At 69.9% G+C, this 19305-nt stretch carries 16 protein-coding genes; 12 read left to right on the forward strand and 4 right to left on the reverse strand.

Features of this window, described 5'->3' with window-relative positions:
• Window positions 1-118: 118 nt before the first annotated feature.
• A complete protein-coding gene (locus E0500_RS40910) occupies window positions 119-1006 on the reverse strand; it encodes a Gfo/Idh/MocA family protein (protein ID WP_131566967.1) in 888 nt (295 codons plus the stop codon).
• A gap of 296 nt (window positions 1007-1302) precedes the next feature.
• On the opposite strand from E0500_RS40910, the gene tgmA reads away from it, so the two are divergent.
• Complete coding sequence (gene tgmA / locus E0500_RS40915) at window positions 1303-1494, forward strand: putative ATP-grasp-modified RiPP (RefSeq protein ID WP_131566970.1); 192 nt, start codon at window positions 1303-1305, stop codon at window positions 1492-1494.
• A 12-nt stretch (window positions 1495-1506) separates the two neighbouring features.
• The gene (locus tag E0500_RS40920) at window positions 1507-2463 is read left to right on the forward strand and encodes an MvdC/MvdD family ATP grasp protein (protein ID WP_181587392.1); all 957 of its coding nucleotides are present in this window, start codon (window positions 1507-1509) and stop codon (window positions 2461-2463) included.
• Between the two features lie 15 nt (window positions 2464-2478).
• Here E0500_RS40920 and E0500_RS40925 read toward each other — a convergent pair whose 3' ends face one another.
• Both E0500_RS40925 and E0500_RS40930 read right to left on the reverse strand, forming a co-directional pair.
• On the reverse strand, window positions 2479-3690 hold the full coding sequence (locus E0500_RS40925; RefSeq protein ID WP_131566973.1) for an acyltransferase: 1212 nt from the start codon (window positions 3688-3690) through the stop codon (window positions 2479-2481).
• 314 nt (window positions 3691-4004) lie between these two features.
• Window positions 4005-5084 carry a LacI family DNA-binding transcriptional regulator gene (locus E0500_RS40930; RefSeq protein WP_399120891.1) on the reverse strand — a complete coding sequence of 360 codons (1080 nt, stop codon included), beginning with the start codon at window positions 5082-5084 and terminating at the stop codon, window positions 4005-4007.
• A 225-nt stretch (window positions 5085-5309) separates the two neighbouring features.
• On the opposite strand from E0500_RS40930, the gene E0500_RS40935 reads away from it, so the two are divergent.
• From E0500_RS40935 to E0500_RS40970, 8 genes are all read left to right on the forward strand, one after another.
• Window positions 5310-6236: a carbohydrate ABC transporter permease gene (locus E0500_RS40935; protein WP_131566976.1), complete on the forward strand. Its 927-nt coding sequence runs from the start codon at window positions 5310-5312 to the stop codon at window positions 6234-6236.
• A 4-nt stretch (window positions 6237-6240) separates the two neighbouring features.
• Window positions 6241-7188, forward strand: a complete 948-nt coding sequence (locus tag E0500_RS40940; protein ID WP_131566980.1) for a carbohydrate ABC transporter permease — start codon at window positions 6241-6243, stop codon at window positions 7186-7188.
• Window positions 7189-7267: 79 nt separating this feature from the next.
• Complete coding sequence (locus tag E0500_RS40945; RefSeq protein WP_131566983.1) at window positions 7268-8611, forward strand: ABC transporter substrate-binding protein; 1344 nt, start codon at window positions 7268-7270, stop codon at window positions 8609-8611.
• Window positions 8612-8673: 62 nt separating this feature from the next.
• Window positions 8674-10719, forward strand: coding sequence for a beta-galactosidase (locus E0500_RS40950; RefSeq protein WP_131566988.1), 2046 nt, complete (start codon window positions 8674-8676; stop codon window positions 10717-10719).
• 100 nt (window positions 10720-10819) lie between these two features.
• Window positions 10820-12892 (forward strand): RICIN domain-containing protein, encoded by a 2073-nt coding sequence (locus tag E0500_RS40955; protein WP_131566991.1) that lies wholly within the window; start codon window positions 10820-10822, stop codon window positions 12890-12892.
• A 119-nt stretch (window positions 12893-13011) separates the two neighbouring features.
• Entirely contained in the window at window positions 13012-13704 is a 693-nt protein-coding gene (locus E0500_RS40960; protein ID WP_131566994.1) for a DUF2238 domain-containing protein, read from the forward strand.
• 124 nt (window positions 13705-13828) lie between these two features.
• On the forward strand, window positions 13829-15214 hold the full coding sequence (locus tag E0500_RS40965; protein ID WP_309505311.1) for an LCP family protein: 1386 nt from the start codon (window positions 13829-13831) through the stop codon (window positions 15212-15214).
• Between the two features lie 173 nt (window positions 15215-15387).
• Window positions 15388-16314, forward strand: coding sequence for an ion transporter (locus E0500_RS40970; RefSeq protein WP_131560955.1), 927 nt, complete (start codon window positions 15388-15390; stop codon window positions 16312-16314).
• Window positions 16315-16383: 69 nt separating this feature from the next.
• On the opposite strand, the gene E0500_RS40975 is transcribed toward E0500_RS40970, so the two are convergent.
• Window positions 16384-17322 carry a hypothetical protein gene (locus E0500_RS40975; protein ID WP_131560957.1) on the reverse strand — a complete coding sequence of 313 codons (939 nt, stop codon included), beginning with the start codon at window positions 17320-17322 and terminating at the stop codon, window positions 16384-16386.
• A gap of 167 nt (window positions 17323-17489) precedes the next feature.
• Here E0500_RS40975 and E0500_RS40980 point away from each other — a divergent pair, with 167 nt between their 5' ends.
• Together E0500_RS40980 and E0500_RS40985 are read left to right on the forward strand one after the other, a co-directional pair.
• Complete coding sequence (locus tag E0500_RS40980; protein WP_131560959.1) at window positions 17490-18065, forward strand: TetR/AcrR family transcriptional regulator; 576 nt, start codon at window positions 17490-17492, stop codon at window positions 18063-18065.
• 48 nt (window positions 18066-18113) lie between these two features.
• Complete coding sequence (locus E0500_RS40985) at window positions 18114-19304, forward strand: GDSL-type esterase/lipase family protein (protein WP_131560961.1); 1191 nt, start codon at window positions 18114-18116, stop codon at window positions 19302-19304.
• The last annotated feature ends 1 nt before the right edge of the window (window position 19305 follow it).

The raw sequence follows: 19305 nt of genomic DNA on the forward strand, positions 1-19305 counted from the left end.
TGTGACATGAACGAGTGCGGCCACAGCATCCGTCACCACGGTGCGTGTCGACCAGCCCTCGTAGCGGCCGAGTTGCGGCGCGGTGTCGTAGGGAACGAGAAGGTACGCGTGGTCAGCGCTACTCGCCCGCACCGCCCAACTGTCCCTCGGCCTCGGCGAGTATCTCCGTCACCCGCAGGCCGAAGGCGGCGTCGCAGTCGTGCGGGCGGCCGCTCTCGACGGCGGAGAGGAGGGCGTCGGCGGCCCGCTTGAGAGCCTCCACCGCCCCTTCGGAGGACGGGGGCAGAACCGTGACTCCGGCCTTGCCGCGCAGCTCCACCGTGGCCCCGGCGGCCGCCGGCGGAGCCGTGAGGCCGAGGGTCAGAGTGCTCGACGCCCCGCCCGCGTGTTCGAGGACCAGATGGACGGTGTCCTCCGGGCCGCGTGCGGCGGCCGCCACCCGCGCGACGTCGCCGAGCACCGGCAGCAGCAGCGACAGGGCGTGCGGACCGACGTCCCACAGTCCTCCCTTCTCCCGGCGCCACGGCGACGCACCGAACGGACTGTCGCTGGTGAACACCGAGCCGAGCCACTCCGCCCGCGCCGTGAACCAGCCGTCCATGGCCGCCTGTTCGGTGATCCAGGCCTCTGTCGCCGTCTGGAAACGCGAGGTGAAGAACACGACCGAGGAAACCCCGGTCCCGCGGGCCGCCTCGACGACGGCCCGCCCCTCCTCGACGCTGGTCGCGACGGGCTTGTCCAGCAGCAGATGGCACCGCGCCCGCGCGGCACGCACGGCGAGCGGGGCCTGTACGGACGGAGGCAGCGCGACCGCGACCGCGTCCACCTCGGCGAGCAGCGCGTCGATGTCCTCGTACGCCCGTGTGCCGTGCCGGCCGGCCAGTTCCTCGGCCGCCTCCGCGCGCCGGCCCCACACCCCCACGAAGTCCAGTCCGGGATGCCCGCTCAACGCCGGGGCATGAGCCATGTCGGCCCACGGTCCTGTACCGAGCAGTCCGATGCGCATGCCGCCGCCTCTCCTGTGCCGATCCCGTACGTCACCGACCCCTGACGGTGACCGTGCGGGGCGAGCCTTTCACGCCGTGCCTGACCTTCACCACCATGCGCCGGGGTCGTGAACGGCATGCATTCCGCATCTCTGACGGCGCCTCAGGACCCGTGCCCACAGGGGGCGGACGCAAAAACGAGCCCCGAGGTTGATGTGATGACCTTCACCCTGATGTGGCGGAAAGTGATGAATTCCTTACGAGATACGGACGTTAAGGAATGCGTACAGACATCGTTCGACCTGGGAGGTTCGCCTTGCGACCGTTCACCTTGAACTACGTCCGGCCCAGAGCCCTGCCGATCGTGGTGGAGCCCTACAGCTTCGACGCTTCGTTGCAGCTGAACGTGCTCGGCGACGGCCGTCCCGCCGTCGCCGACCGGGACCTCCTGCTCGCGGTCGGCACCACGACGTCCACGGCGGGCTCCCAGACACACTTCGACGACTGACAGCCGCCGCCCGTGACCGTACTGATCCTCACGTCGGAGCAGGACGTCACCGCCGACATGGTGGTGGCGGAGCTCAACAGGCTGGGCGCGCCGGTGATGCGCCTCGATCCGGCCGACATCCCGGGTAAGGCCGTGCTGTCGGCGGACTACGCACACGGCGACTTCGACGGCCATCTGTCGGTCAACGGGCATGTGCTGAGCATGGGCGGCCTGCGCTCCGTGTGGGTGCGCAGGCCGGGCGACCCCGCCGCCCACGCGGCCCAGCCGTCCGCCTGGCTGACCGCCGAGACGCGGCAGGCGCTCTACGGCATGCTCTACTCGGCCTCGCCCGCGTGGATGAACCACCCGGGCAACGCCGACCAGGCGCGGCACAAACCATGGCAGTTGAGGGTCGCCCACTTCAGCGGCTTCGCCGTACCGCCGACCGTCTTCACCACGGCACCGAGGGTGGCCGAGCAGTTCGCCGAGCTGCACCGGGACGTGGTCGTGAAGTCGGCCTCGGGCCCGCCGCCCGACGACCCCGCCGTCGCCCTGCCGACGACGCTGATCGGGCCCGGCATCGACTTCGGCGCGGTGGCCGCCGGCCCCGCGCTGCTGCAGCGGTACGTACCAAAGAGGGCCGACATCCGCCTGACCTGCGTAGGCGACCGTCTGTTCGCCGCTCGTAAGCGGGCCGCCCCCGGTCAGATCGACGGCCGCTACGGCGATACCGAGTACGGCTGGGAGGCCGTCCCGGTGCCCGACCGCATCACCACGTCGGCGCTGGAGTACCTGTCCCTCGCCGGTCTCGCGTACGCCGCCTTCGACTTCGCCGAGGACGAGGACGGGGTGTGGTGGTTCCTGGAGTGCAACCAGGGCGGGCAGTTCGGCTTCGTCGAACTGGAGACGGGGCAGCCCATCGCGGAAGCGGTCGCCCTGTGGCTGTCGTGGCGCCGGCCGGAATCGCGGGCACCCACCCCTCGTTGGTGACGGGTCAGCGGTGGGTCAGGTGGTTCGGGGCCGCACGGAGCTGGGCTCGGGGCGCATGCCGAACAGAAAGCGCGTCACACGGGTTCTGCGCACCGCGAATTCGTAGACGGGGAGGAGCACGGCCAGGGAAGCGGTCACGATGACCACGTACTTGACCACGATCGGTGCGGACCACCCCACCACTCCGTACGCGAAGGCGACCACGACGGGCTGGTGCAGCACGTACAGCGGCAGCGCGGCGACGGCGAAGTACGCGAGCAGGTCCCGTCCGCGCCCGTGCCGGTCGAGGGCGGACGCGCCCGGTTCGCGTGGCCGGTCGAGGAACCCGAGGATGGCGGTCACCCAGCACCACCCGGCCGCACCGAAGAGGGCCCGCGTGGCCATCGCGGTCCCGGTCCGTGCGGTGAACGGGTCGTCGCCGGAGAGGAAGCCGGGCGCGGTGGCGGCGAACAGGACGAGCCCGAGCACGCCCACCGGCAGCGCGAGGCGGCGCAGGACGGTGCGGACCTGGTCGTCGTCGGCGAGGGCGTAGCCGCAGAGGAAGAAGATCAGATACGCCCAGCGGTTCCAGCCCGCGTACCCCTCCTCCATGCCGAGCAGGGAGTTGACCGCGGCGAGCGGCAGCGCGGGCAGCAGGAGCAGCCACGGGCGGCGCGCCACCGCCATACCCGCACCGTCGGTGCCGGCCGGGAGGAGGGCGGCGAGGGGGGCGAGGAGCAGACAGAAGGTGAGCAGGAGGACGACGAACCACAGGTGCCCCGTGTCGAAGTGGTCCCCGTCGAGGAGGAACGGGAAGTCACCGAGGTCCAGGTGGACGGTGAGGAAGCGGGGCCAGAAGCTCCAGTACGACTCGTGGTGGCCGGGATCGGCTGCCCGCGCCCGCAGCCACTGGGGGAGGGGATTGAGGACGACCGTGACGAACACCAGCGGAACGCCCAGGCGCAGCAGGCGTTCACGGGCGAAGCGCCCCGTGCCGCGGCGGCGGATGGAGTGCCGGGCACCGAGACCGGCGACGAGGAACAACATGGGCATCGCCCACACCACCGCCAGGCCCGCCAGGACGGTGACGGCTTCGGTCGTGTCCGCGTTCTTGACGTAGAAGTCGTCCCTGGGGTCGAACACCAGGGCGGCATGGAAGAAGACCAGACCCAGTACCACGAGCGTCCGGAGGACGTCCAGTTCACGACGTCGGGGAGCGGAAGTCCGCTGCTCGGGCTCGGCGTTCATACGGCTCCCCTCCGCGGGATCCGAACCAGTGTGGGGGAGAGGCCGCGCGGACGACAGGATTCCCGTCCCGCGTCGTCCGGGGAACCCGGAATTCGCGAAGGCGGCCAGGGCCTGTCGTCAAATTCCTGTCGTCGCCCGAAGGGAGGCCCCGCGGCGTCTGGTGCGTGCTCTCGGCGTGCCGGGCGGAAGACCCCGTTGACGGACCGGACGTACGTGGGCTTTCGCCCGGTGCGGCGAGTGGGGGTACCTCCCACGCCCTTGAGGCGGTGGGGGAGCGTGCCAGGCGTCGCGGGGCAGAGGAATTCGACGAGGCCCTAGGCGAGCGAAGGCGGCGGAGCCGTGCTCTCCCGTACCACCAGCCGGGTCGGCACCAGGGTCGTGCCGCGCTCCGCGCCCTCGTGGCGCATCTTGCGCAGGACGTTCTCGACACAGAGCCGCCCCACCTCGGCGAAGTCCTGGTGGAGGGTGGTGAGCGGGGGCAGGAAGGAGCCCGCCTCGGGGATGTCGTCGAAGCCGATGACGCTGACGTCCTCGGGGACGCGCCGGCCGCGTTCGTGGAGGGCCCGCAGCAGGCCCAGCGCCATCTGGTCGTTGGCCGCGAAGACTGCGGTGCAGTCCTCGTGGTCGGCGAGGACGAGCCCGGCGCGGTAGCCGGACTCCGCGGACCAGTCGCCCCGGACCAGCGGCGGCGGGGTGCGGTCCGCCTCGATGAGGGCCGCGTGCCAGGCGTCCGCTCGGCGCTGGGCGGCGAAGGATCCGTCCGGGCCGCCCAGGTGCCACACCGTGGCGTGGCCCAGGTCGAGCAGGTGCCGTACGGCGGCGTGGCTGCCGCCGGCCTGGTCGGTGTCGACGACGGTGTAGCGGTCGCCGGCGTCGGAGTCGACGACCACGACCTGGACGTGCGGCGGCAGCGCGATGGTCGCCGCGTCGAGCAGATGGACCTCCATGATGACGATCACCGCGTCGACCGCGAGCTCCTCGAGCCGGGAGAACGCGCCACGGACCTCGTCCTGGGTGGGCACGGCGACCGGCAGCAGCGTCACCGCGTACCCCTCGTGGGCCGCCGAGTTGGCGATCGCCTCCAGGGTGCGGACGTTGCCCGTGGTGGAGAGCGAGAAGGTGATGACGCCGATCGTGCGGAACTCGCCCCGCTTGAGGGCCCGGGCGGCGCTGTTGGGCCGGTAGCCCAGCTCCTTCATGGCCGCCAGCACCTGCTGCCGGGTCTCCTCGGTCACCCCGGTGTAGCCGTTGGAGACGCGTGACACGGTCTGCGAGGAGACCCCCGCCAGCCGGGCGACGTCGGCCATGGAGGCGGTCTGGGACCTGATCCCGGCCCGGGATCGTCTTCGACCACCACCGGGGACGCCCGTCGGCGTTCTGTCAGCCGTGTCCATCCCTCGGCCGCCTCCTCTCCTGCGCAGCTTGCGTCACGGATTCGCCAAGGATCCCTTGACCGCCGTGATCGGGGCGGTGTAGACATTCCGCCATTGGATGTTTACGTAAACATAACAGCGCACGGCCTCCTTTCCGAGGAGATGTTTACGTAAACATCGCGCGGTGCGGCCTCCTCGACATCGGGCGGCACCGCCGGTTCCGGGATGTGACGAGCGAGGAACGACATGACGACGCAACAACCTCCGGCGGCCGTGGAACCGCGACCGGCGCCGCCCCCGGCGAGACGAGACCGCCGCTCCTGGACCGGGTGGGGTTTCCTCGGCCCCTTCGTGGCCGTGTTCGCCCTCGTCTTCCTGGCGCCGATCGCGTACTCGATCTATCTCAGCCTCTTCCGTGACCAGCTGATCGGCGGCACCACCTTCGTCGGCCTGGACAACTACACGCAGGCCCTGGAGGACGACCGGTTCTGGGCCTCCCTCGGACGGGTCTCGCTGTTTCTCGTCGTCCAGGTACCGATCATGCTGGGCATCGCCCTGCTGATCGCTCTCGCCCTGGACAGCGGCCGCCTCTACGGCAGGGACTTCTTCCGCATCGCGATCTTCCTGCCGTACGCGGTACCGGCCGTGGTCGCCACCTTGATGTGGGGCTTCATGTACGGCACCCGCTACGGGCTCGTCGGGGACATCAACGAGGCCTTCGGCGTGACCCTGCCCGACCCGCTCTCGCCCGACCTGGTGCTGGCGTCGATCGGCAACATCGTCACCTGGGAGTTCGTCGGCTACAACATGCTGATCTTCTACTCCGCGCTCCGCGTCATCCCGCACTCCCTCTACGAGGCCGCGGAGATCGACGGCGCCGGACAGATCCGCGTCATCACCGCCATCAAGCTCCCCGCCATCCGCGGAGCCCTCGTCATCGCGACGATCTTCTCGATCATCGGCAGCTTCCAGTTGTTCAACGAGCCGAACATCCTCCGGCAGCTCGCACGCAACGCCATCACCACCGACTTCACCCCGAACTTCTACACGTACTCGCTGTCCTTCAACGGCCAGCAGCAGAACTACTCCGCGACGGTCGCGATCATCATGGGACTGATCACCATGGTGATCGCCTACATCGTGCAGCTGCGCGGCATGCGCAAGGGAGCGTGACCCGATGAGCAGCCCCGTCACCACCGCTTCCGAGTCCATACCCGCCCAGGCCGCCGGCGCGGGCAAGGGCGCGTCCCGTCTGCGTACGCCCCGTCGGCACACTCCCGGGCGCCCCAAGCGCAGCGTTCTGCTGACCGTGCTCACCGGTCTGATGCTGCTCTACACCGTGGTGCCGCTGATCTGGCTCGTCATCAGCGCCACCAAGACCCAGGAGGGGCTGGCCGATTCGGGCGGGCTGTGGTTCGCCGACGACTTCGCCCTCTGGGACAACATCAGGGACACGTTCACCTACAACGACGGCGTCTTCACGCGCTGGCTGCTGAACACCCTGCTGTACGTCGTGGTCGGTGCCGGTGGGGCCACCTTCCTGGCGATCCTGGGCGGTTACGCGCTGGCGAAGTTCGACTTCCCGGGGAAACGCGCCGTGTTCGCCGTGGTCATCGGCGCGGTCGCCGTCCCGGGGACCGCCCTCGCGGTGCCGACGTTCCTGATGTTCAGCAAGATGGGGCTGACCGACACCCCGTGGGCGGTGATCATCCCCTCGCTCGTCTCGCCCTTCGGCCTGTACCTGATGTGGGTCTTCGCCACCGAGGCCATCCCCACCGAACTGCTGGAAGCCGCCCGCATGGACGGAGCGAACGAGGCACGCACCTTCTTCCAGGTCGCCCTGCCGCTGCTCGCCCCCGGCATCGTGACCGTGCTGCTGTTCACGACGGTCGCGACCTGGAACAACTACTTCCTGCCGCTGATCATGCTCAAGGACTCGGACTGGTACCCGCTGACCCTGGGCCTGAGTGTCTGGAACTCCCAGGCCGAGACGATCGGCGGGGACGTGATCTTCAACCTGGTGATCACCGGATCACTGCTCACCATCGTGCCGCTGATCGCCGCGTTCCTGCTGCTGCAGAAGTACTGGCAGTCCGGGCTCGCCGCGGGAAGCGTCAAGGAGTAGCCCTCCTGCGCACCACCTCCTCAGTCGCACCTCGTTCCACCCTCATCTGTCCCACCCACAAAGAAGTGGAAGCACCTCCATGCGCAGAACCACCGGCCGCCTGCTGCGCGGCATAGCCCTGTTCTCCGCCCTCGCCCTGGGCGCGACCGCCTGCGGCGGCTCCGACGACGGGGGCTCCGACCAGAAGCCGGTCTCCGCCGCGGACCTCAAGGCAGCCCTGGAGAAGGGCGGCACGGTCACGGTCTGGGCCTGGGAGCCCACCCTCAAGACGGTCGCCGCCGACTTCCAGAAGAAGTACCCCAAGGTCAAGATCGACCTCGTCGGCGAGCGGTCCGGCGACAAGCACTACACCGCCCTGTCGAACGCCATCGAAGCCGAGAAGGGCGTGCCCGACGTCGCGCAGGTCGAGTACTTCGCGCTGGGTCAGTACGCCCTGACCAAGGGCCTCACCGATCTGGCCCCCTTCGGTGCGGACAAGTTGAAGGACAAGTACACCGCGGGTCCGTGGAACGCGGTGACCCAGGGAAGTGACGCCGTCTACGGCCTGCCGATGGACTCCGGCCCGATGGCGATGTTCTACAACAAGAAGATCTTCGACAAGTACAAGGTCGCGGTCCCGACCACCTGGGACGAGTACGTCGACGCGGCCCGCAAGCTGCAACAGGCCGACCCCAAGGTCTTCATCGCCGCCGACGCCGGTGACGCGGGCCTCACCACCAGCCTGCTCTGGCAGGCCGGTTCGCGTCCCTACCAGGTCGACGGCACCAAGGTGAAGATCGACTTCTCCGACGCGGCTGCCAAGAAGTTCACCGACAACCGGCAGAAGCTCATCGACGAGAAGCTCGTCGCGCCCATCACCGGCTGGACCGACGACTGGTACAAGGGCCTGGGCGACGGCACCATCGCCACGCTGCCCAGCGGCGCCTGGATGCCCGCAAACTTCGTCACCGGTGTGCCGAACGCCTCCGGTGACTGGCGAGCGGCCCCGCTGCCTGCCTGGACCAAGGGCGACAAGGCGAGCGCCGAGAACGGCGGCAGCTCGCTGACCATCCCCACGCTGGGCAAGAACAAGGAACTCGCCTACGCCTTCGTCGAGTACGCCAACTCCGGTGACGGTGTGCAGAGCCGCATCAAGGAGGGCGCCTTCCCGGCGACCACCGCGGACGTCCAGTCCACGGAGTTCAAGAACAAGGAGTTCGAGTACTTCGGCGGGCAGAAGGCCAACGAGATCTTCGCCGAGTCGGCCGCGAACGTCGCCGACGACTGGTCGTACCTGCCCTTCCAGCAGTACGCCAACTCGATCTTCAACGACACCGTCGGCAAGGCCTACGTGTCCGGCACCAAGCTTGCCGACGGCCTGAAGGCCTGGCAGGACGCCTCGGTCAAGTACGGCAACGAGCAGGGCTTCACCGTCGAGAAGTAGGACCGCCGTGCGAGGGGCGGCACCATCGTGCCGCCCCCGTGCGACACACCGGAAGGACCACCATGACCTCCACCCGCCTGACCCGCCTGCTGAGCGGGCCGGACGGTGACTCCACCCCCCGTCTCGGCTACGGCGCCGACTACAACCCCGAGCAGTGGCCGCGCGAGGTGTGGGAGGAGGATGTCCGGCTGATGCGCGAGGCCGGCGTCACCGTCGTCTCCGTGGGGATCTTCTCCTGGGCCCGCATCCAGCCGGCCCAGGACGCATGGGACTTCGCGTGGCTCGACGATGTCATGGACCTGTTGCACCAGGGCGGCATCGGGGTCGACCTGGCCACCGCCACCGCGTCCCCGCCCCCCTGGCTCACCACGGCCCACCCGGAGATCCTCCCGGTGACCGCCACCGGTGAGACCGTGTGGCCGGGAGCGCGACAGCACTGGCGCCCCACCTCTCCGGTCTTCCGCGAACACGCCCTGCGCCTGGTGCGGGCGATGGCCGAGCGCTACGCCGGTCATCCCGCCCTGGTGGCCTGGCACGTGTCCAACGAGCTCGGCTGCCACAACGTCTACGACTACTCCGACGACGCGGCCCGCGCCTTCCGTGACTGGCTGCGCACCCGCTACACGACACTCGACGCGCTCAACCACGCCTGGGGCACCGCGTTCTGGTCCCAGCGCTACGGCGACTGGGAGCAGATCCTGCCGCCCCGGCTGGCCGGCTCCCACCCCAACCCCACCCAGCAGCTGGACTTCAAGCGCTTCTCCTCGGACGCGCTGAAGGAGTACCTGCGGGCGGAGCGGGACGTGCTGCGGGAGATCACCCCCGACGTGCCCGTCACCACGAACTTCATGGTGATGGGCGGCACCAAGGGCATGAACTACCCGGACTGGGCGGACGAGATCGACTTCGTCTCCAACGACCACTACGTCCACCCCGGCCCCCAGGACCGCGACGAGCTGTCCTTCTCCGCCAACCTCACCAGCGGCATCGCCGGCGGACGGCCCTGGTTCCTGATGGAGCACTCCACCAGCGCCGTCAACTGGCAGCCCGTCAACCTCGCCAAGCGGCCCGGCGATCTGGCCCGCGACTCGCTCCTCCACGTCGCGCACGGCGCCGACGCCGTCTGCTTCTTCCAGTGGAGGCAGTCGGCCGCGGGCGCCGAGAAGTACCACTCGGCGATGGTGCCGCACGCCGGGGAGGACAGCGACCTCTTCCGCGCGGTCGTGGCCCTCGGCGACACCCTCAAGACCCTGGCTTCCGTGGCCGGTTCCGAGCGCGAGGCCGCCCCGGTGGGCATCGTCTTCGACTGGGAGTCGTGGTGGGCGAGTGAGCAGGACTCCCACCCGACCTCCCTGCTCGACTACCGCCAGGAAGCGCTCGACTGGTACTCGGCGCTCCTCGCCCTCGGTGTCCGCGCCGACATCGTCACCACCCGCACCGACCTCGACCGCTACCAGGTGCTCATCGCGCCCGTGCTCCACGTCGTCCCCGCCGACCTCGCCAAGGAGCTCACGCGGTACGCCGAGAGCGGCGGCCACCTCGTCACCACGTACTTCTCCGGAATCGTCGACGAGAACGACCACATCTGGCTCGGCGGCTACCCGGGCGCCCTGCGCGACCTGCTCGGCATCCGCATCGAGGAGTTCGGCCCACTGCTCGCCGGGGACACCGTCGAACTGGACGACGCCACCACCGGCAGCCTGTGGACCGACCGGATCACCGTCACCGACCCGGAGACGGACGTCCTGGCCGCCTACCGCACCGGCATGCACGCGGGGCGCCCCGCCGTCACCCGCCGGTCCACGGGCAGCGGTTCGGCCGCGTACGTCTCCACCCGCCTTGGCACCGAAGGGCTCACCGCCCTGCTGCCGCGGCTGCTCGCCCCGGCCGGAGTCGAGAGCGAACTGCCCGCCTCCGCACGGGGGTTGGTCGAGCTGACCGTACGCAGCGGTCCCGGCGGCCGTTTCCTGTTCCTGGTCAACCGGACCGACGGGACGGTGCCGCTGCCCGGCCTGGCCGGAGAGGTCCTGGTCGGCACGACCGGCGCCGACGGCTCTCCCGTCCTGCACCCCAGGGACGTCGCCGTACTGCGACAGCCCACCGCCTGACTCCTCGAACGGCTCCGCACGCGTTCGAGGGCCATCCCCTCCCGCCCCCGACGGGCGGGAGGGGCCACCGCAGCGACCACACCTGAGTTGGGAGCACACGATGGCACGCCGTACCCGCAGCAGACGGCTCCTCGGAGCCGCGAGTCTCACCGCCCTGGCGACCGGGGCCGCTCTGGTCACCGCCCCGCCGCTCCAGGCGCAGACGCCGGAGGCGGCCGCCGCCTCCGTCACCGTCCAGCCGGACCCCTCGTACCAGCAGGAGAAGTTCGAGGGCTGGGGCACGAGTCTCGTATGGTTCGCCAACGCCACCGGCGACTATCCCAAGGAGATCCGCGAGAAGCTCGCGAAGCTCCTCTTCGACGACGACGGCCTCGCCCTCAACATCGCCCGCTACAACATCGGCGGCGGCAACGCCCCCGACGTCAAGGACTACCTGCGGGCCGGCGGAGCCGTGGAGGGCTGGTGGAACGCCCCCGAGGGCACCACCCGCGAGGACACCGACTGGTGGAGCGCCGACGACCCGGCCGACTGGAACGAGAACGCCGACGTCACCCAGCGCTGGTGGGTCGAGCGCATCAAGGACGACATCGACCACTGGGAGACGTTCAGCAACTCCCCGCCGTGGTTCATGACGGTCAGCGGCTATGTATCCGGCGGCTTCAACGCCACCGACGACCAGCTCAAGACCGAGTCCATCGACGACTTCGCCGCCTATATGGCGGGCGCGACCAGGCGGCTGGAGCGGGCGGAGGGCATCAAGGTCGACACCGTCGACCCCTTCAACGAGCCCAACACCAACTACTGGAGCACCCGCCTGGGCCCCGACGGCGAGCCCGTCGGCGGACGCCAGGAAGGGGCGCACATCGGCCCCGAGCTCCAGGACAAGGTGATCAGGGCCCTGGCGCCCGCCCTGAAGAAGGCGAAGACCAGGGCCCAGATCGCCGCGATGGACGAGACCAACCCGTCGATCTTCGCGCAGAACTGGAACACGTACTCGCCCGAGTCCCGTGACCTCGTCGGCCAGATGAACGTCCACACCTACGGCACGGGCCAGCGCACCACCGTGCGCGACATCTCCAAGGCCGAGAACAAGCGGCTGTGGATGAGCGAGGTCGAGGGCGACTGGGGCGACGGCCAGAGCTTCACGGACATGCGGCCGGGTCTCGGTCTCGCCCAGCGCATCGTCGACGACCTGCGTGAACTGGAGCCGCGCGCCTGGGTGTTCTGGCAGCCCGTCGAGGACTACGACAACATGAAGCCCGGCGGTGAGTCCGCCAAGGGCGGCAACTGGGGCAGCATCCAGCTCCCGTTCAGCTGCACCTCCGAGGACACCCTCGATACCTGCCCCATCTACACGAACACCAAGTTCGACACCGCGCGGAACTTCACCCACTTCATCAAGCCCGGCGACCGGCTGATCAAGGTGAACGACACCTCCAGCGCGGCCGCGGTGGCGAAGGACGGCGAGGGCGCCTCGCTCGTCCACGTCAACAGCACCACCGAGGCCCGCACGGTCACGGTCGACCTGTCGAAGTTCCGCGACGTCAGCCGGGGCGCGACCGTCACCCCGGTCGTCACCGACGCGAACGGCAAGCTGGAGAAGCACGACCCGATCAAGGTCACCGACCGCGAGGCCACCTTCACCGTGCCCGCCCAGTCCGTGACGTCCTTCGTCATCAAGGGCGTGTCCGGCGTCGCCAAGGACGCCCCGCTGCTGCGCAAGGGACACACCTACACCCTGACCGGCGTCCAGAGCGGCAAGGCCGTCACCGTCGCCGAGAACGGCACCAACCTGGTCATCCGGTCCGGCGCCACGGACGCCGCCGCCCCCGGCCAGCAGTGGCAGCTGCGTTCGGTGCGCTCCGGCCCCGGGGTCCTCGACCGGTACGTCTTCACCAACCCAGGCGAGGGCAAGCGGCTCGCCGTCCGTGACGGTTCCCCGGTGGTGGAGCCCGACGAGGGCGAGCGCGACAAGGCCGCCCAGTGGCTCATGTCCAGCACGGGCGACGGCACCTGGACGCTCGTCAACGTCGCCACCCACCGGCTCCTGGAGGTAGGCGGCCAGGCGACCAACGAGGGCGCGGCCGTCACCACCTGGACCCCGAACTCCGGGTCCAACCAGCGGTGGAAGGTCGTCGACGTGACGAAGCGGGTGGGCGACACGACCAAGTAGTACCCGGCCGGCACCCGAGGTGCCGATGTGTACCAGTGCCGATGAGTACCCGTACTCATGCCCGGCGGTCGGGAGCGACCGGAAGATGATGACCACCCTGAAACGAGGAGATCATCATCATGTCCGCCTTCCCGACCGCCGTCCGCCCCTCGGCGGAATCCCGGCCGTCCGCGGCTCGACGCCCCGGCCGTGGCAACGGACGGCGGCTGCCGGCCGTCCTGCTCGCCGTCGTCGCCCTCGCGCTCGCCGTGTCGGCGTGGCACCCGAAGGACCCGACGACCTGGCTGCTGGAAACCGTGTGGGTGATGGTCGGCCTGCCACTGGCGGTCCTGTTCCGCAAGCGGTTCCCGCTCAGCGATCTGCTGTGCTGCCTGCTGGCCGCCCACGCCCTGGTCCTCGTCGTGGGCGGTCACTACACCTACGCCGAGGTGCCCGCGGGTGACTGGGTGCGCGACTGGCTCGGCCTGGAGCGCAATCCCTACGACCGCTTCGGCCACCTCATGCAGGGCTTCGTACCGGCCATCCTGGTGCGCGAGATCCTCACCAGGACGTCACCGCTGCGCGGCAGCCGCTGGCTGGCCCCGCTCACCGTGTGCGCCTGCCTCGCCTTCAGCGCGGTCTTCGAGATGCTGGAGTGGGCCGCGGCCGTGACGGGCGGTCACGCCGCCGACGCGTTCCTGGCCACCCAGGGCGACGTGTGGGACACCCAGTGGGACATGTTCTGCGCCCTGATCGGCGCCACGTGCTCGCTGCTGCTCCTCAGCCGCGTCCACGACCGCCATCTCGCCCGCCTCGGCCCGGGACACCACTGAACGCGGTGACCGCGCCTAAGTGTCCCTGTGTGGGCCTAGAGTTACGTCGTTCGGTGCGCACCGGCATCGGACGTGCAGAGGGAGTTGACCGGCCCGGTGCGGCCGAGACGGGGGAAGGGCGCCGGTGGGCAACAGGGGGAAACCGAGGAGTACGCCGCGTGAGGGCCGGCCGACGCGGCTGACCAGGCGGGGGCGGATCGTCGTGTGGGGCGCCGGGGGACTGGCCGTGTGCGTCCTCGGCGCCGGCGGGGTCGGTGCCTGGATGTACCAGAGCCTGGACGACAACATCGGGTCCGCCGATCTCGACAACAAGCTCGGCGGGAACCGTCCCGTCAACCTCAGCCCCGGTTCGAAGAACATCCTGGTCGTCGGCTCGGACAGCCGTGACGGTGCCAATGCCGGGTACGGCAAGGGCCTGACCACCATGCAGTCGGACACGCTGATGGTGGTGCACATCCCGGCGGACCGGAAGTGGGCCACGGTGGTGTCGTTCCCGCGTGACTCGTGGGTGGAGATACCGGAGTGCGACAGCGGCGACGGCGCCACTTCCGCCTCCCAACACTCCAAGATCAACGCGGCGTTCGCGATCGGTGGCAGCAGCGGCGACGTCGGCGAGGCGGCCGCCTGCAGCATCAGGACGGTCGAGGCGAACACCGGCCTGCGTATCGACCACTTCATGTCCGTGGACTTCCAGGGCTTCAAGGGGATGGTCAACGCCCTGGACGGCATAGAGGTCTGCCCCGAGCAGGCCATCAACGACGAGAAGGCGCACCTGGATCTGGAAGCCGGCTGCCAGACCGTCAAGGACGAGGCCGCGCTGGGCTACGTACGCGCCCGCTACAGCGTCGGAGACGGCTCCGACATCGGCCGTATCGGCCGCCAGCAGGAGTTCATGAAGGCTCTGGCGGAAAAGGCACAGTCCAAACTGACCAGCCCCAACGCGCTGTACGGCTTCCTGGAGTCCGCCACGAAGTCCCTGACCACGGACGAGGACCTGGCCGGTATCAAGCCGCTCTACGGCCTCGCCTCCGAGCTCAAGGGCATACCGAACGACCGGCTGACCTTCCTCACCGTCCCCAACTACCCGCGCGAGGCCGACGTGGCCACCGACAAGGCCAACGTCGTGTGGCAGTACCCCCAGGCCGCCGACCTGTTCACCTCCCTCGCCAAGGACCGGGAGGTCGACAAGAAGAAGCTGACGGCGGACGGGAAGAACCAGGTGTACGCCTCCTCCGTACGCATCCAGGTCCTCAACGGCACGGGCGTCACCGGGCGTGCCGCCGCCGTCGCCGAGAGGCTGCGTGAGGCCGGACTCACCGTCGTCGGAACGGGCAACGCTCCCGAGACCACCCGGACGACCAAGGTCACGTACCCGGGCGAGCTGCGTGAGCAGGCCGAGGTACTGTCGTCCCGGCTGCCCGGCACGGAGGCCACACAGGACGCGAGCGCCGCCGCGGGCGTGGTGACGCTCGTCGTCGGGACGGACCTCGATCCCGCCGCCATACGGTGACGTCGCGGCGACACCGGGCAGCGCGCCCCTGACCCGTTCGGATGGCCACCCGCGAGATATGCGTATCTACAGTGCTGTAAAAGTCTCTCCTGGAGCATGATCGCTCGACAGACCCGGCTGCCACCCCGGTTGGCCGGGAATGTCGCGCTGCGCGAAGGAGCAGGTACAGCAGGATGATCGACCGTCACGATCGTACGGCCAAGGCATGGTGGGGCTCCCGCCAGGCGCTGGCACAGTGGGCACGCACCGTCACGGAGGCCCGGTGGTTCGCCCTCACCGTCTTCATCCTCATCCTCACCAATGGGGCCCTGCTGGGAGTGGAGACGTACAGCGCACTCGCCGAGGGCTGGCGGTACTGGTTACGCCTCGCCGAACACCTCTGCCTGGCCGCCTTCACCGTCGAGATACTCCTGCGTGCCTGCGCGCACGCCGACCGTCCGCGCGAGTTCTTCCGCGACCCGTGGAACCTGTTCGACCTGGCCGTGGTCGCTTCCGCGTTCCTGCCCTTCGTCCGCGAGAACAGCACGGTCCTGCGGCTGCTGCGCCTCGCCCGTGTCCTGCGCACCGCCCGTTTCCTGCCGCAGTTGCGCGTCTTCATGGTCGCCGTGGGCCGCAGTCTGCCCGGCACGTTCAGCTTCCTGGTCGTCGGCGCCCTGCTCCTGTACGTCTACGCCATGGTCGGCTGGGTCTTCTTCGCCGACGCCAACCCCGAGCACTACGGCTCTCTCGGCCGCGCGGTGCTCACCCTCTTCCTCCTCATGACCCTGGACGGACTCGGCGACGCGGTCCGCGCGGGTCTGGAGATCTCCCGCTGGAGCATCGTCTACTACGCCTCCTACGTCCTGTTCGCCTCCTTCGTGCTCGTGAACGTCCTCATCGGTGTGGTCATCAGCTCTCTGGAGGAGGCACGCGAACTGGAGCGGGAACAGGGCGACGGGAACAGGCGGCCCGGGACGGCCCTTCCCGCGTCCGCCGGGCCTCCGGCCGACGCCGAACGCGAACTGCGCGACCGCATCACAGCCGCGCGCCAGGCCCTCGACGACCTGGAGGCGAGTCTTCAACGTGAACCCGTACAACGTGAACCCGTACAACAGCGTTGATCAGGATCGATGAGTCCCGATCTTGGGACTCGTCGGTCCTCTCCCGCCACGGTGCCGGTGGCTTCCGCCTCATGAGCGTTGCCCCCTGCCGAGGCGCTGCACTTCCCGCGCGGTCTCGCGGGCCTCTCGTTCGGCGCGGGCCAGGGCATCGGCGGAGGCCCGGAGCTGTTTCTCCGCCTGCCGCTGTTCCCGGACGGCCGGCTTGAGGGCCTCGCGCGCCTGCTGCAACTGCTGTTCCGCGTCGACCACCCGCTGCTGAGCCCGGTCCTGGCGGTCGCGTGCCTGCTCCAGCGAGGCTTCGGCAGCCGCGTGCTCCCTGCGCTGGTCGCGGAGCCGCCGCGCAGCATCCTCGGCCGCCCTGCGGGCCTGGGCGAGTTTCTCCTCCCGTGCGCGTCGCCGCTCGGCGAGTTCGTCGGTCCGCTGCGCCCGGGGCGACGCAGGTGCGGTCGTCGGGGGTGCCGCCTTCGGCCGGGTTCCGGCCGCCGGAGCGGCGCCGGACGGGAAGGCGGCCGGTGGGGTGAGGGCGCCGTGCAGGCGGCCGGTAGCCCACAGGTCGGCGGCGTCCGGGTCGGTGAGCACCGCGTTCAGGGTGGATTCGACCTCGTACTGCACCGAGTCCGACAGCCGGTGCCCGGCATCGAGGGCGAGCTGTGCCGCCTGCCGGGACAGGGCGGCGACGACGCGCCGCCGCTGCGCGGACAGGTCCTTGACCGCGCCGGGGTCCAGGGTGCGGTGGGCCTCGCGCAGCGCGCTCCCGAGCTCCAGGAACTGCCGGCTTTCCTGCGGCTTGGAGCGGAGGAGCAGGTTCGCGGCCCACGCCGCCAGTGTGGGGCGGCGGGCCGCGCGGATCCGGCTGGAGTCCTCGGCGCGGCCCGCCGTCCTCGCGGCGGCGGCCAGCTCCTCGCGGCGCGGGACGAAGTGGGCCGGGGGAGTGGTGTAGAGGTCGTCGAGCACGGCCTCCACATCGTCCTCCCCGCCGCCCCGTCGGCGTGCGCCCTTGAGCTCCATGCCCTTCAGACTCCACCGGGCGGGGCGTCGGCGCACGTCGGCCCCCGGGTTGCGACGGATTGCGACGTACGAGAGCCGTCTCATACACCGCTACCCTGTTTGCCTAGCTGTTTGCCTAGAGCCTTTAGGTTATTGCATAATCGATATGGTTCAACGAGGGGATGGTTATGGCGCGCGCAGGGCTGACCCGGGAACGCCTGGCCCGGGCGGGTGCGGAACTGGCCGATGAGGTCGGCTTCGACGAGGTGACGGTCTCGGCGCTCGCCAGGCGGTTCGACGTCAAGGTCGCGAGCCTGTACTCACACGTGAAGAACTCCCACGACCTCAAGACCCTGATCTGTCTGCTCGCCCTGGAAGAGCTCGCCGACCGGGGTGCCGCCGCGCTTGCCGGGCGGGCCGGCAAGGACGCCCTGGCCGCCCTGGCGAACGTCTACCGTGACTACGCCCGGGAGCACCCCGGCCGCTACGCCGCAGCCCAGTTGAGGCTCGACCCGGAGGCGGCGGCCGCCAGCGCGGGTGTCAGACACGCCCAGATGACGCGGGCGATCCTGCGCGGCTACGACCTGACGGAGCCGGACCAGACGCACGCCGTCCGGCTCCTGGGCAGCGTCTTCCACGGCTACGTCAGCCTGGAACTGGGAGGAGGGTTCAGTCACAGCGCCCCCGACACGCAGACCACCTGGACACGCATCGTCGACGCCCTCGATGCCCTGCTGCGGAACTGGCCGGCACCGTCCGCCTAGTCCAGCAGGTCCCGCACACTGATCAACAAGGTGAGGCAGCACACACCCATGGATAACAACATGGACAACCACTGGATCACCACGCCCGTCACCGCGGACCTCCTGCGCGGCGCCCTGGACGTGGAGCGCACCGAGTACGGCGTCCTGCCGCACCGGCTGCCGGCCCGGGCCCGCGCCCAGTGCGCCGACCCGCAACTGGCCATGGCCGAGGCCCAGCCGTCGGGCGTACGCCTGGCCTTCCGCACCCGGGCCACCGCGGTCGAGCTGGACACGCTGCCCACCAAACGTGTCTACGTGGGTGCCCCACCCCGCCCGGACGGCGTGTACGACCTGATCGTCGACGGCCGCCTGGCCGGCCAGGGCAGCGTGACGGGCGGCAACACCCTGACCATCGACATGTCCGGCGGGACGGCCGAGCGGCACTCCGGCCCGCCCGGCACCCTCCGCTTCACCGGACTTCCCGGCACCGTCAAGGACGTCGAGATCTGGCTGCCGCACAACGAGACCACCGAACTCGCCGCCCTGCGCACGGATGCCCCCATCGAACCCGCCGTGGATCCGGGCCGCAGGGTGTGGCTGCACCACGGCAGCTCGATCAGTCAGGGCTCCGACGCCGTCGGCCCCACCACCACCTGGCCCGCACTCGCCGCCTCCCTCGGCGGTGTGGAACTGATCAACCTGGGCCTGGGCGGCAGCGCGCTGCTCGACCCGTTCACGGCCCGTACCATCCGCGACACCCCCGCCGATTTGATCAGTGTCAAGATCGGTATCAACCTGGTCAACGCCGACCTCATGCGCCTGCGCGCCTTCACCCCCGCCGTCCACGGCTTCCTCGACACCATCCGCGAAGGCCACCCCACGGCACCGCTGCTGGTCGTCTCGCCCATCCTGTGCCCCATCCACGAGGACACGCCGGGGCCCAGCGCCCCGGACTTCAGCAACCTCAGCGCCGGCCGACTGCGGTTCGTCGCCATGGGCGACCCGGCGGAACGCGCCCTCGGGAAGCTGACCCTCGGCGTCATACGGGACGAGCTGGCCCGCATCGTGGAGCAGCGGGCGGCCGAGGACCCGAACCTCCATCACCTCGACGGCCGCGACCTCTACGGCGAGGCCGATTTCGCCGAACTGCCCCTGCCCGACGAGCTCCACCCGGACGCCGCCACCCACCGCCGCATCGGCGAACGCTTCGCCGCGCTGGCCTTCGACGCCCACGGCGCCTTCACGGACCGCAGCGGCTGAC

It is taken from the genome of Streptomyces sp. KM273126 (assembly GCF_004337435.2).
GTDB classification, from domain to species: Bacteria; Actinomycetota; Actinomycetes; order Streptomycetales; family Streptomycetaceae; genus Streptomyces; species Streptomyces acidicola.

Bases quoted from the DNA above. Each gene is read 5' to 3' on its own strand.
- E0500_RS40975 (WP_131560957.1), bottom strand. From the start codon at position 17,322: ATGGAGCTCAAGGGCGCACGCCGACGGGGCGGCGGGGAGGACGATGTG.
- E0500_RS40910 (WP_131566967.1), bottom strand. From the start codon at position 1,006: ATGCGCATCGGACTGCTCGGTACAGGACCGTGGGCCGACATGGCTCAT.
- E0500_RS40935 (WP_131566976.1), top strand. From the start codon at position 5,310: ATGACGACGCAACAACCTCCGGCGGCCGTGGAACCGCGACCGGCGCCG.
- E0500_RS40985 (WP_131560961.1), top strand. From the start codon at position 18,114: ATGGATAACAACATGGACAACCACTGGATCACCACGCCCGTCACCGCG.
- E0500_RS40925 (WP_131566973.1), bottom strand. From the start codon at position 3,690: ATGAACGCCGAGCCCGAGCAGCGGACTTCCGCTCCCCGACGTCGTGAA.
- E0500_RS40980 (WP_131560959.1), top strand. From the start codon at position 17,490: ATGGCGCGCGCAGGGCTGACCCGGGAACGCCTGGCCCGGGCGGGTGCG.
- E0500_RS40945 (WP_131566983.1), top strand. From the start codon at position 7,268: ATGCGCAGAACCACCGGCCGCCTGCTGCGCGGCATAGCCCTGTTCTCC.
- E0500_RS40955 (WP_131566991.1), top strand. From the start codon at position 10,820: ATGGCACGCCGTACCCGCAGCAGACGGCTCCTCGGAGCCGCGAGTCTC.
- E0500_RS40970 (WP_131560955.1), top strand. From the start codon at position 15,388: ATGATCGACCGTCACGATCGTACGGCCAAGGCATGGTGGGGCTCCCGC.
- E0500_RS40940 (WP_131566980.1), top strand. From the start codon at position 6,241: ATGAGCAGCCCCGTCACCACCGCTTCCGAGTCCATACCCGCCCAGGCC.
- E0500_RS40930 (WP_399120891.1), bottom strand. From the start codon at position 5,084: ATGGACACGGCTGACAGAACGCCGACGGGCGTCCCCGGTGGTGGTCGA.
- E0500_RS40950 (WP_131566988.1), top strand. From the start codon at position 8,674: ATGACCTCCACCCGCCTGACCCGCCTGCTGAGCGGGCCGGACGGTGAC.
- E0500_RS40960 (WP_131566994.1), top strand. From the start codon at position 13,012: ATGTCCGCCTTCCCGACCGCCGTCCGCCCCTCGGCGGAATCCCGGCCG.